A 13,545-nucleotide genomic window follows, 5' to 3' on the forward strand; every position below is an offset into this window, starting at 1 on the left:
AGTACGCCGCCGCAGCCTGCGGAGGCGTCTTCTTCCATCCGGGCATCGGCAACGCGGCCCGTCCGTCCGCGGTGACGGCCACGTACATGGCTGACCGTGGCCGCCCCGTTGCAACTGCCGCGTACGCTGGCGACATCCACGTCAGCGTCGCCGATGTGCTGGCCGCCCAGGCGCGTCTGCGCCGCTTCCTGCCGCCCACCCCGCTGCACTATGCCGAGCGTTTCGGCACCTGGTTGAAGCTGGAAAACCTGCAGCGCACCGGCTCCTACAAGGTTCGGGGCGCGCTCAACGCGATGCTGGCGGCGCTGGAGCGCGGCGACGACCGCACCGTGATCTGCGCCTCCGCGGGTAATCATGCCCAGGGCGTGGCCTGGGCTTCGCACCGGCTGGGCGTGCAGGCCATCACGGTGATGCCGCACGGCGCACCGGCCACCAAGATTGCCGGCGTCCAGCACTGGGGCGCCACCGTGCGCCAGCACGGCAACAGCTACGACGAAGCCTTCGCCTTCGCCCGCGAGCTGGCCGAACAGAACGGCTACCGCTTTCTGTCCGCCTTCGATGATCCGGATGTGATCGCCGGCCAGGGCACGCTGGGCATCGAGCTGGCCCCGCATGCCCCGGACGTGGTGATCGTGCCGATCGGCGGTGGCGGCCTGGCCTCCGGCGTGGCACTGGCCCTGAAGTCGCAGGGCGTGCGCATCATCGGGGCCCAGGTCGAGGGCGTCGATTCGATGGCCCGGGCGATCCGCGGCGATGTGCGCGAAATCGATCCGGTGCCGACCCTGGCCGACGGGGTCAAGGTCAAGATTCCCGGCTTCCTAACCCGCCGCCTGTGCGCCAGCCTGCTCGACGACGTGGTCATCGTGCGCGAAGCGGAGCTGCGTGAAACCCTGGTGCGGCTGGCGCTGGAAGAACACCTGATCGCCGAAGGCGCCGGTGCGCTGGCCCTGGCCGCCGGTCGCCGCGTGGCCGGCAAGCGCAAGTGCGCGGTGGTGTCCGGCGGCAACATCGATGCCGCGGTGCTGTCCATGCTGCTGTCGGAAGTCCGACCGCGCCCGCCGCGCAAGCCGCGGCAACGCAATACCGAGCGACTTAGAAGCCGCGCCGTCATACCGGCCTCGCGCACCGCCAAAGCCGACATCCCCAATCTTTCCGTTACCGCCGCAGTCGAGGAGACCCTCTGGTGAATACTCCAACCAACAACACCCCGCGAATTACCATCTTCGACACGACCCTGCGTGACGGTGAGCAATCACCCGGCTGCAGCATGACGCCACCGCAGAAGCTGGTGATGGCAAGGGCGCTGGCGGAACTGGGCGTGGACGTGATCGAAACCGGCTTCCCCGCAAGTTCGCAGTCCGACCGCGACGCCATGGCCCTGATCGGCCGCGAAGTGCGCCAGCCGGTGCTGGCGGTGCTGTCGCGCTGTCTGGCCGGCGATATCGAAACCTCGGTCAAGGCGCTGGAGGCTGCAGCACGCCCGCGCCTGCACGTGTTCCTGTCGACCAGCCCGCTGCATCGCGAGCACAAGCTGCGCATGAGCCGGGAGCAGGTGCTGGAATCGGTGCACAGGCATGTGAGCATGGCGCGCGGCTATCTGGATGACATCGAGTTCTCCGCCGAAGACGCCACCCGCACCGAACTGGACTTCCTGACCGAAGTCGCCCAGGTCGCCATCGCTGCCGGCGCAAGCACCATCAACCTGCCCGACACCGTCGGCTTCACCACGCCGGAAGAAATCCGTGCGATGTTCCAGCATGTCATCGCCAATGCGGCCGGTGCCGACAAAGTGGTGTTCAGCACCCACTGCCACAATGACCTGGGTCTGGCGGTAGCCAACTCGCTGGCCGCGATCGAAGGAGGGGCGCGCCAGGTGGAAGGCTCGATCAACGGCATCGGCGAGCGCGCCGGCAACTGCGCGCTGGAAGAAATCGCGATGGTGCTGAAAGTCCGCAACGCCTTCTACAACAACTTCGATACCGGCTTCGACACCCGCCGCATCGTGCCCACCTCGCAGCTGCTGCAGCGCCTGGTCGGCATGCCGGTCCAGCGCAACAAGGCCATCGTCGGCGCCAACGCCTTCGCGCACGAGTCCGGCATCCACCAGCACGGCATGCTGCGCAACCGCAACACCTACGAGATCATGCGTCCAGAAGACGTGGGCTGGGAATCCTCGCAGATGGTGCTGGGCCGCCACAGCGGCCGCGCCGCGGTCGAGGCACGGCTGCGGGCGCTGGGCTACCTGCTGGAAGAGGAAGAGCTGAAGCTGGTCTTCGAGCAGTTCAAGGCCCTGTGCGAGCAGCAGCGGGTGGTCACCGATGCCGACCTGCAGACCCTGATGCAGGGCACCTCCAGCAGCGACGGCTACCGCCTGGCCTCGATGACCATCAGCGACGTCGGCAGCCGCGCCAATGCGCTGGTCGAGCTGTCCGATCCGGAAGGCAACCGCGTGTCCGAGACCGCACAGGGCGATGGCCCGGTCGATGCGCTGTTCTCGGCGCTGTCGGCGGCCACCGGCGTGCAACTGACCCTGGACAGCTACCATGTGCACAGTGTCGGCATCGGTGCCGATGCGCGCGGTGAGGCCAACCTGAGCGTGCGCCACGAAGGCGAGATCCTCGAAGGCACCGGCACCAGCCGCGACATCATCGAAGCCAGCGCACTTGCCTGGCTGGATGTCACCAATCGCCTGCTGCGCCATCGCGAAAGCAGCACCTGCGAGGAAGCCGTCAGCGCCTGAGCGCGACGGCAGAACATAGGCAACGGAACGAACTGATGAGCGCCGCACCCAAAACCCTGTACGACAAACTGTGGGATGCCCACGTCGTGGTCCCCGAATCCGACAGCGCGCCGGCCGTGCTGTATATCGACCTGCACCTGATCCATGAAGTGACCTCGCCGCAGGCCTTCACCGAGCTGCGCGAGCGCGGGCTGAAGCCGCGCCGGCCGGATCGCACCAAGGCGACGATGGACCACTCCACGCCGACCCTGCCGGCCGGTCCGGACGGCACGCTGCCCTACGCCAGCAAGGCCTCCGAAGCGCAGGTCGAAACCCTCGCCAAGAACTGCGCCGAATACGGCATCGAACTGTTCGACATGGCCTCGGCCAGCCGTGGCATCGTCCACGTCATCGCCCCGGAGCAGGGCTTCACCCAGCCAGGCATGACCATCGTCTGTGGTGACAGCCACACCTCCACCCACGGCGCGTTCGGCGCGCTGGCCTTCGGTATCGGCACCAGCGAAGTCGGCCATGTGCTGGCCACGCAGTGCCTGCTGCAGCGCAAAGCCAGGACCATGGCCATCACCGTCGATGGCGAACTGGCCCCGGGCGTGGGCGCCAAGGACGTGGTGCTGCATATCATCGGCGTGATCGGGGTCAACGGCGGCACCGGCCATGTGCTGGAATTCCGCGGCTCGGCAATCCGCGCGATGGACATGGAGCAGCGCATGACCCTGTGCAACATGTCGATCGAAGCCGGCGCCCGCGCCGGCATGGTCGCACCGGACCAGGTCACCTTCGACTGGATTGCCAGGACCCCGCGCGGCCCCAAGGACGCCGACTTCGACAAGGCCGTGGCGTACTGGGCGTCGTTAAACAGTGACGAGGCCGCGCACTTCGACAGCGAAGTCCATATCGATGCCGGCGACATCCGTCCGACCCTGACCTGGGGCACACATCCCGGAACCGCGATCGCGGTGGATGCGCCGATCCCGGCCGCCAACGACGCCGCCGCGCAGAAGGGCCTGGATTACATGAAATTCGAAGCCGGCCACAGTTTGATCGGCACGCCGGTGGACGTGGTGTTCGTTGGTTCCTGCACCAATGGCCGGCTGAGCGACATGCGCGAAGTGGCACAGGTGCTGCGCGGCCGCCGCATCGCCGATGGCGTGCGCATGCTGGTGGTGCCGGGCTCGGAAATCGTCAAACGCGAGGCCGAGGCCGAAGGCATCCACGAAGTTGTGCGTGCGGCCGGTGCTGAATGGCGCGAGCCGGGCTGCTCGATGTGCATCGCCATGAACGGCGATCTGGTGGCCCCCGGCCAGCTGGCGGTGAGCACCAGCAACCGCAATTTCGAAGGACGTCAGGGCCCCGGTTCGCGTACCTTGCTGGCATCGCCGATGAGCGCGGCGTGGGCGGCGGTGAACGGCCGTGTCGCCGACCCGCGTGAGCTGTTTGCCAAGGAGGTGGCGTGATGGCCGCACTGACCCGCATCGTTTCGCGCAGCGTGGTGCTGCGCCAGACCAATATCGACACCGACCAGATCATCCCGGCGCGTTTCCTGTCCACCACCGAGCGTGCCGGTCTGGGCAAGCATGCGTTCAACGACTGGCGCTGGCAGGCCGATGGCTCGCCGAACCCGGAATTCGCCTTCAACCAGCCGCAGAACGCCGGGCGTTCGATCCTGCTGGCCGGGCGCAACTTCGGCTGCGGCTCCTCGCGCGAACATGCGCCGTGGGCGCTGACCGATCTGGGACTGAGCGCCATCGTCAGCAGCGAGATCGCCGATATCTTCCGTGGCAACGCGCTGAAGAACGGGCTGCTGCCGATTGTGCTGGACGAGGCCGACGTGCAAGCGCTGATGCAGAACCCGGATGACGAGCTGACCGTGGATGTGGCCGCGCGCGAGCTGCGCACTTCCAGTGGCAAGGCCTATCCGTTCCCGCTGGACGGCTTCTCGCAGACCTGCCTGCTCGAAGGCGTTGACCAGCTGGGTTACCTGCTGGGCCGTACGACTGAAATCGAACGTTACGAGAGTGAACATGCACGCTGAAATCGTCGTATTGCCGGGTGACGGCATCGGCCCTGAAATCACCGCCGCCGCGGTCGATGTGCTCAAAGCCATCGCCACCCGCTTCGGCCACAGCTTCAACTTTGTCGAACACGATATCGGCGGCATCGCCATCGACACGCACGGCCAGCCGTTGCCGCCGGCCACGCTGGAGGCCTGCCGCAAGGCCGATGCGGTGCTGCTCGGCGCCGTGGGTGGCCCCAAGTGGTCCGATCCCAATGCCAAGGTGCGTCCGGAGCAGGGCCTGCTGGCCATTCGCAAGGCGCTGGGGCTGTTCGCCAACCTGCGTCCGGTGCGTACCCATCCCGCGGCGTTGCACGCCTCGCCGATCAAGGCCGAGCTGCTGCGGGACGTGGACTTCGTGGTCGTGCGCGAGCTCACCGGCGGCATCTATTTCGGCGACAAGACCCGCGATGCCGACAGCGCCAGCGATCTGTGCCGCTACACCACGGTCGAAATCGAACGCGTGCTGCGCAGCGCCTTCCGTCTTGCCCAGCAACGTCGTGGCAAGCTGACCTCGGTGGACAAGGCCAATGTGCTGGAAACCTCGCGGCTGTGGCGGGACATCGCCGCCCGCATCGGCCGCGAGGAATTCCCGGACGTGGAACTGGAACACCAGCTGGTCGATTCGATGGCCATGCACCTGATCGCCAAGCCGCGCGCTTACGATGTGATCGTCACCGAGAACATGTTCGGCGACATCCTCACCGACGAAGCCTCGATGCTGGCCGGCTCGCTGGGCCTGCTGCCGTCGGCCTCGCTCGGCGAACAGGGCCAGGTCGGCATCTTTGAGCCGATCCATGGCTCGGCCCCGGATATCGCCGGCAAGGGGATCGCCAACCCCTACGCCACCATCCTCAGCGCGGCCATGCTGCTGCGCCACTCGCTGGGACTGGAGGCCGAGGCGGCCGCCATCGAGCAGGCGGTCAGCGCCGCGCTGGATGCGGGCCATTTCACCGCCGACCTGGCGGCACAGGGACAGGCGCTGTCCACGCAACAGGCCGCGCAGGCGGTGCTTGCGCAGCTGAACTAGCTTTACCTGGACGCGGCCATCGGCCGCGTCTTTGTTTTGGCGGCCCGTTTCCGCCCGGTGGATTGCACGCTCCCTCCACATTTGGACTTGTTGCTTCAAGTCCCTCTCCTGAAAGGAACGCCCTTGAACTATCGCACTCCCGACGACTTCCTGGCCCATGTGGCCAAGCGCGACCCTTACCAGCCCGAATTCCTGCAGGCGGCAAAGGAAGTGATGCTCAGCCTGTGGCCGTTCCTGCAGCAGAATCCCAAGTACCTGCAGTACGGCATGCTGGAACGGCTGGTCGAGCCCGAACGCGTGATCCAGTTCCGCGTGACCTGGACGGACGACCACGGCCAGACCCACGTCAATCGCGCCTGGCGCGTACAGCACAGCTCGGCGATCGGTCCGTTCAAGGGCGGCATGCGCTTTCATCCCTCGGTGAACCTGTCGATCCTGAAGTTCCTGGCGTTCGAGCAGACCTTCAAGAACGCACTGACCACCCTGCCGATGGGGGGTGGCAAGGGCGGCGCGGATTTCGATCCCAAGGGCAAGAGCGACGGCGAAGTGATGCGCTTCTGCCAGGCGCTGATGCTGGAGCTGCACCGCCATCTCGGCCCCAATACCGATGTTCCAGCCGGAGATATCGGGGTGGGCGCACGCGAAGTCGGCTTCATGGCCGGCATGATGAAGAAACTCAGCAACGATGCCTCGTGTGTGTTCACCGGCAAGGGCCTGGCCTACGGTGGCAGCCTGATGCGCCCGGAGGCCACCGGCTATGGCACGGTCTACTTCGTCGAGCAGATGCTGCACCATGCCAGACGCCAGACCCATGGGGCCAAGGTGCTGGTGTCCGGCTCGGGCAACGTTGCCCAGTACGCTGCCGCCAAGGCGGCCGATCTGGGCGCGCGCGTGCTCACTTTCTCCGACTCCGGCGGCACGCTGTATGCGCGCGATGGTTTCGATGAGCAGGGCCTGCTGGATGTGATGGCATTGAAGAACGAGCGTCGTGGCCGCCTGGCCGAGCTGGCCGACGATCCCCGCTTCGAATTCCTGGTGGACCGCCGGCCCTGGCACATCCCGGCCGATATCGCCCTGCCCTGCGCGACCCAGAACGAGCTGGACGAAACCGATGCGCGCACCCTGGTCCACAACGGCGTGCTGTGCGTGGCCGAAGGCGCCAACATGCCCTCGACGCTGGAGGCGGTGGAGGTGTTCCTGCAGGCCGGCACGCTGTATGCACCCGGCAAGGCCAGCAATGCCGGCGGCGTGGCCACCTCGGGCCTGGAGATGTCACAGAACGCGCTGCGACTGTCCTGGCGTCACGCCGATGTCGATGAACGCCTGCACGTGATCATGAAGGAGATCCACGCCAACTGCGTGCAACATGGCGTGCGCAAAGATGGCAGCGTCAACTATGTCGACGGCGCCAATATCGCCGGTTTCGTCAAAGTGGCCGACGCGATGCTGGCCCAGGGCCTGTACTGACCCGTGCGGATCGCGTCCTGGCCCGGAACGCTCAGGACAGGACGCGATTGCGGCCCGTATTCTTGGCCCGGTACAGCTGTCGATCCGCAGCGGCGATCAGCGTGTGCGTCGTCTCCTGCCCCGGCCCGCGCTCGGCGGCACCGATACTGACGGTGATCGTCGCCTCCGCATCCACATCCTCCAGCCGCAGACGCGCAACCCGCGTACGCAGCGCCTGCAGCACCGGCAACGCCTCGCTCAACCCCATTCCGCGCAGCACGATCAGGAATTCCTCGCCACCATGGCGGGAGATGAACTGCCCCTCGCCCAGCTGCAACTGCAACAGCCACGCCACATCCCGCAGCACACGATCACCCACCTCGTGGCCGTAGACGTCATTGATGCGTTTGAAGTGGTCGATATCGACCAGCGCCACGGTCAACGGCGAGGCCGGATCGTCACGCAAGGCCAGCTGCAGATGCGCGTCGGCGGCGCGACGGTTCGGCAATCCGGTCAACGCATCGTGGGTGGCCTGATGGGCCAGCCGTTTCAGCAGCGCGTCCCGTTCGGCATCGGCCTGCTCCAGCGCTCGGTTTTTCTCGCTCAGCTCCTGCGTCCTCACCGCGATCTCGTCATCGAGTTGCCGCTGCCGGCGTCGATAGCTGGCCGTCCGCCAGCTGATGAGTGCCACTACCAGGCCGATCAGCGCCAGCGCCAGCAGGGCCAGTGCCCAGGGCCGCCGCCAGTAGGGCGTGGCCACTTCCAGCGTCAATACGGTCTCGCCAATCCGCGCGGCATCGGCCCAGTCCAGCGGCAGCGCCATCGCCTGTATGCGCAGCCGGTAACTGCCCGGTGGAAGGTTGGTGTAGACCGCTTCGGTGCGTGTATCGGCGTCTACCCAGTCCGCGTCGAAACCCTCCAGCCGGTAGCGGTAGCGCATCTTGTCCGGCGCGCGGAAGCCCAGCCCGCTGTAGGCGACCCCGATGCGTTCGACCTCGCTGGGAAGCTGGTAGCGCTCACGCATCTGCTGCTGCGCGCCATCGACGATGACGCTCTCGATGGCAACCGGCGCGGTCTGCAGACGCTGCTGTCCCACGCGTTGCGGATCGATCACGGCCAAGCCGCCCGATGTCGCAAACAGCAGCTGTCCCTGGTCGGTCATCCAGCTGGACGGTGAGGAGGCGCCGTTGGTCTGGCGGCTGGGCATGCCGTCGGTATGATCCACGACGTGGACCGCCAGCTGCGCACGCGCGCCGGCCGCCACGCCGACCAGATCATTGCGATCCAGGCGGAACACACCTTGATTGCTGGACAGCCACAGATGGTTCTGCCCGTCATCGAGAATGCGGAAGATCTTGTCGCGCGGCAGCCCGCGGGCGTGATCGAAGGCCTGGATCGACAATCCCCGACGCCGCAGCAGGCCATGGTCGGTCGCGATCCACAGGTCGCCGTTGGCATCGCCCAGGAAGTCGAACACGTACCGCGCCGGGAAATCGGCCGCGTTTGCCGGCCATACCCGGAGCTTTTGCGCCGCATCGAGCGAGGCCATGCCGTTGCTGGTGCCGATCCACAATACGCCGGCCTGATCACGGTACAGCGCATGCACCGCCGCCGCTGGCGGCAAGCCGTCCAGCGTCCCGTAGTGGCGCAGGCTACCGTGACGGTACCGGTACAACCCGTCGGCGCAACCAATCCACACGGTGCCATCGGCCTCGGCCAGCAGCGCGCGCACGAGCGGCTGCACCAGTCCCGGCAGCGTCACCCGCTGCTGGATACGCCCGTTGCTGTCCAGCGCGAACACGCCCTGGTTGTAGGTGCCTACCCATAGGGTTTGGTCGCGTTGGGCCAGCGCCAGCACCGAAGCATCGCGCTGCGCATCCGCAAGCAGCGGCACCTTGGCCAGTTGCCCGTTGTACTGGCGCTCCAGCCCTTCGGAATGGCCGATCCAGATCGCTCCATCGGGCGTCTGCATCACCGCGCGAATATAGTTCGAGCGCAGGCCATCGGCGACTGTCAGCCCGCTGGCCGCCCCCTCGTCGATCCGGAACAGGCCATCGGTGCTGCCCGACCACACCAGTCCCTCACGATCGATCAACAGCGCCGGACTGACCTGGCCATGCACCGGCAGGCGCTCGACCACGCCATCGGCATAACGTTCGAGCCGGCCTGCGGACAGACTCATCCACAGCGCACCGGCAGCATCGCGGCGCACCGCGTCCACCCGCTCGCCGCGTTTGAGGTGTTCGACGCGACCGTTGCCGTGCAGCCAGTGGATACCGTCATCGGCCGCCACAACCCAGCCGCCGGCACCATCGTCGACCAGATCGCGCACGCGCCATGCCTGGCTGTTGCGCCACGGCTGCAGGCGTTGCTGCGCAAGACGGAAGATCCCCACCTCGGTGGCGATCAGCATGCCGCCACTCGGGTCATGGCGCAGCGCGGTGACCGGGACGACCGGCAAGCCCATCGCCGCGCTGGCGTCTTCCAGCACACCACTCACCGAGAGCCGCAGCAGACGTTCATTGGTGGCGATCCACAGCGAGCCGTCGTGGTCACGCAGCATCGCCACCACCGACAACTGCCGGGCATCGGCGCCGCCCAGCGGCTGCCATGCCCCCTTGTGATAGCGGTAAACCCCGTCGGAAGCGGTTCCGAACAGCATCGCGCCATCGGCCTCGGCAAGGATGCTCAGGATTCCGGACAACTCCACCCCGGGGGTGTTCTGCCGGTCGAAGACGGTAAAGCTGCGGCCGTTGAAACGGACCACACCTTCCCAGGTCCCGATCCAGATGAAGCCGTCCGTGCCCTGCGCCAGCGACTGCACCAGGTTGTGCGGCAGCCCCTGCGCCATATCCCAGCTGGCGACGGTGTGCCGGCCGGCCTGGGCCCATGACGGGAAAAAGCCGGCGACCACCAGCACCAGCGTGACCAGCCACACCCGCGTCCACCGCCGCGCCGGCGCGCACGGTTGGCAGGAGTACCGATCACGTGGGGAAATCGCCAAACCCGCCTCCCGCAGGCACGCCGGCGGTGCACCGGCGTGCCAATCTAACATTCGCCGTGCCCGGCTCCCTGCGGCGCGGGACACAGGGGCCGGAGATCATCGTCGATTCAGCTGCCGGCTTCGTCCGGGCGTACCCGGAACCAGGCCGCGTACAGCGCCGGCAGGAACACCAGGGTCAGCACCGTGCCGACAATCAAGCCGCCCATGATCGAGATCGCCATCGAGCCGTAGAAGGCGCTGCGCGAGAGCGGGATCATCGCCAGCACCGCCGCCAGGGCGGTCAGCACGATCGGCCGGAAGCGGCGCACGGTGGCATCGATGATCGCGTGCCAGCGGTCATGCCCGGCGTCGATGTCCTGCTGGATCTGGTCGATCAGAATCACCGAGTTGCGCATGATCATGCCGGCCAGCGCGATCGTTCCCAGCATCGCCACGAACCCGAACGGCACCCGGAACAGCAGCAGGAACAGGGTCGCGCCGATGATGCCCAGCGGTGCGGTCACCAGCACCATCGCCGCCCGCGAGAAACTGCGCAGCTGCAGCATCAGCAAGGTCGCCACCACCGCCAGGAACAGCGGCAAGCCGGCCTTGATCGAGTCCTGGCCGCGCGCCGAATCCTCCACGGTGCCGCCGGTTTCCAGCAGGTAGCCGTCCGGCAGCGCCTCGCGGATCTGCGCCAGCGTCGGCACGATCTGCTCCACCACGCCCACCGGCTGGGTGCCGTCGCCGATATCGGCGCGCACGGTGACCGTGGGCAGGCGGTCGCGATGCCAGATGATCCCGTCCTCGAAGGTGGATTCCAGCCTCGCCACCTGCGACAGCGGCACCGACGTGCCACCCGCCGTGGGAATGGCCAGGCTGGCGAGCATGTCCAGCTGCGTACGTTCGTCATCCGGTCCGCGCAGCAGCATGCCGATCTGGCGGTTGCCTTCGCGGTAGGTGCTCACGCTCATGCCCGACAGCGAGCTGGTCAGGAACTGGGCGATCTGCGCGCTGCTCACGCCCAGCACGCGGGCGCGCTCCTGGTCCACCACCAGCCGCACCACCTTGCTCGGTTCGGACCAGTTGAGGTTGACGTTGGTGGTATGCGGGTTCTCGCGCACCTTCGCCATCACCTGGCGGGCGATGGCCTGGACCCGGTCGATGTGCTCGCCAGAGACGCGGAACTGCACCGGATAGCCCACCGGCGGGCCGTTCTCCAGCCGGGTGACACGCAGCTGCACGTCGCCGAACTGCGGCACGACCTCATCGATCAGCCACTGGCGCACGTCTTCGCGCGCCTGGATGTCATCGGCCAGCACCACGAACTGGGCGAAATTGGTCGCCGGCAACTGCTGGTCCAGCGGCAGGTAGAAGCGCGGCGACCCGCTGCCGACATAGCCGACGAAATTGGCGATGCCGGGGCGCTGCTTGAGCAACGCCTCGAACTTCTCCGCCTGCGCCTGGGTGGCCTTCAGCGAGGCGCCCTCGGCCAGTTCGATATCCACCATCAGTTCCGGCCGGGTCGAATCCGGGAAGAACTGCTGTGGCACGAAGCGGAACATCACCAGCGAGAACACGAACAGGCCGATGGTGGCGAAGATCACCAGCCAGCGCCGGCGCAGACAGGCGTCGAGGAAGCGGCGGAAGCGCTGATAGAACGCGCTCTTGTACGGGTCATGGTCGTGCGCCAGCTGTCTGGGCTTGATCAGATTGGCCAGCGCCGGGTTGCGGTCGGCCCAGCGCAGCCGCAGCGCATGCCAGCGTCCGGCAAGGCTGCCCGGCTTGGGCGGCTGCGGGTTGTGCAGGTCCGGCAGCATCTTGTCACCCAGGTAAGGGATGAACAGCACCGCCGCGATCCACGACACCACCAGCGCGATGGTCACCACCTGGAACAGCGAGCGCGTGTACTCGCCCGTGCTCGAGGCGGCCGTGGCGATCGGCAGGAAACCGGCGGCGGTGATCAGCGTGCCGGTCAGCATCGGGAAGGCGGTGCTGGTCCAGGCGAAACTGGCCGCACGCAGGCGGTCGTAGCCCTGCTCCATCTTGGTGGCCATCATCTCCACCGCGATGATCGCGTCATCCACCAGCAGGCCCAGCGCCAGCACCAGCGCGCCAAGTGAAATCTTGTGCAGGCCGATATCGAAGTAGTGCATGACGAAGAAGGTCATCGCCAGCACCAGCGGAATGGTCACACCCACCACCAGCCCGGTGCGTAGCCCCAGCGAGAAGAAGCTCACCAGCAGCACGATGATCACCGCCTCGGCCAGCACCTGCACGAACTCGCCGACCGATTCCTCCACCGCATGCGGCTGGTCGGACACCTTGCGCAGCTCCATCCCCGCCGGCAGGGTCTTCTGCAAGCGCCCGAACTCGGCATCCAGCGTCGCGCCCAGCTGGAGGATGTCGCCGCCCTGCTTCATCGCCACGGCGATACCGATCGCCTCCTCGCCCATGAAGCGCATCTTCGGCGAGGCCGGATCGGCGAAGCCGCGTTTGACCTGGGCGATATCGCCCAGATGGATCGTGCGGTCGCCCGCCTGGATCGGGAACTGCCTGATCGCCTCGACCGAGTCGAACTGACCGCTCACACGCAGCTGCACGCGGTCGCTGAAGGTTTCAAAGAAGCTGGCCGGTGCCACCGCGTTCTGCTGCGCCAGCGCCTGCTGTACCTGCTGCAGCGAGATGCCCAGCGTGGCCAGCTTGGTGTTGGACAGCTCGATCCAGATCTTCTCGTCCTGCAGGCCGAGCAGATCCACCTTGCCCACATCGGCCACGCGCTGCAGCTCCAGCTGGATGCGATCGGCGTAGTCGCGCATCAGCGCGTAATCGAAGCCCTTGCCGGTCAGCGCGTAGATGTTGCCGAAGGTGTCGCCGAACTCGTCATTGAAAAATGGCCCCACGGCTTCGGCCGGCAACGTGCCGCGGATGTCGCCGACCTTCTTGCGCACCTGGTAGAACAGCTCGGGCACATCCTTGGAGCGCATCGAATCGCGCGCCATGAAGATCACCTGTGATTCGCCCGGTCGCGAGTACGACTGGATGAACTCGTACTGCCCGGTGTTCATCAGCGCCTTCTCGATCGGCTCGGTCACCTGCCGCGAGACCTGCTCGGCGGTGGCACCTGGCCACATCGTCTGCACCACCATCGCCTTGAAGGTGAACGGTGGATCCTCGGACTGGCCGAGATGCTTGTAGGACCATGCGCCGATGACCGCCATGGCGATCATCACGAAGAGCACCAGCGGGCGGTTGTTGAGCGCCCATTCGGAAAGATTGAAGCGGCGCACGCC

At 66.7% G+C, this 13,545-nt stretch carries 8 protein-coding genes; 6 read left to right on the plus strand and 2 right to left on the minus strand.

Annotation, left to right across the window (positions count from 1 at the left end; genetic code table 11):
• The first annotated feature begins 86 nt into the window (after window positions 1-86).
• The 6 genes from ACVOMH_RS02395 to gdhA all read left to right on the plus strand — a co-directional run bounded on the left by ACVOMH_RS02395 (window position 87) and on the right by gdhA (window position 7,290).
• Entirely contained in the window at window positions 87-1,187 is a 1,101-nt protein-coding gene (locus ACVOMH_RS02395) for a threonine dehydratase (protein ID WP_481550922.1), read from the plus strand.
• A complete protein-coding gene (locus ACVOMH_RS02400; protein WP_057505590.1) occupies window positions 1,184-2,740 on the plus strand; it encodes a 2-isopropylmalate synthase in 1,557 nt (518 codons plus the stop codon). The genes ACVOMH_RS02395 and ACVOMH_RS02400 overlap by 4 nt, the downstream gene beginning before the upstream one ends.
• Window positions 2,741-2,775: 35 nt before the next feature.
• Complete coding sequence (gene leuC, locus ACVOMH_RS02405; RefSeq protein ID WP_054657435.1) at window positions 2,776-4,194, plus strand: 3-isopropylmalate dehydratase large subunit; 1,419 nt, start codon at window positions 2,776-2,778, stop codon at window positions 4,192-4,194.
• Window positions 4,194-4,772: a 3-isopropylmalate dehydratase small subunit gene (gene leuD, locus ACVOMH_RS02410; protein WP_054657433.1), complete on the plus strand. Its 579-nt coding sequence runs from the start codon at window positions 4,194-4,196 to the stop codon at window positions 4,770-4,772. Before leuC ends, leuD begins: the two co-directional genes overlap by 1 nt.
• The gene (leuB, locus tag ACVOMH_RS02415) at window positions 4,762-5,823 is read left to right on the plus strand and encodes a 3-isopropylmalate dehydrogenase (protein WP_481550923.1); all 1,062 of its coding nucleotides are present in this window, start codon (window positions 4,762-4,764) and stop codon (window positions 5,821-5,823) included. The genes leuD and leuB overlap by 11 nt, the downstream gene beginning before the upstream one ends.
• Window positions 5,824-5,946: 123 nt before the next feature.
• A complete protein-coding gene (gene gdhA / locus ACVOMH_RS02420) occupies window positions 5,947-7,290 on the plus strand; it encodes an NADP-specific glutamate dehydrogenase (protein ID WP_481550924.1) in 1,344 nt (447 codons plus the stop codon).
• A 31-nt stretch (window positions 7,291-7,321) separates the two neighbouring features.
• Here the strand turns inward: gdhA and ACVOMH_RS02425 are convergent, their stop codons facing one another.
• Window positions 7,322-10,207, minus strand: coding sequence for a diguanylate cyclase (locus ACVOMH_RS02425; protein ID WP_481550925.1), 2,886 nt, complete (start codon window positions 10,205-10,207; stop codon window positions 7,322-7,324).
• Between the two features lie 173 nt (window positions 10,208-10,380).
• Complete coding sequence (locus ACVOMH_RS02430; protein ID WP_481550926.1) at window positions 10,381-13,542, minus strand: efflux RND transporter permease subunit; 3,162 nt, start codon at window positions 13,540-13,542, stop codon at window positions 10,381-10,383.
• Window positions 13,543-13,545: the final 3 nt, after the last annotated feature.

The sequence above is a fragment of the Stenotrophomonas sp. STEN013 genome, from assembly GCF_056760355.1.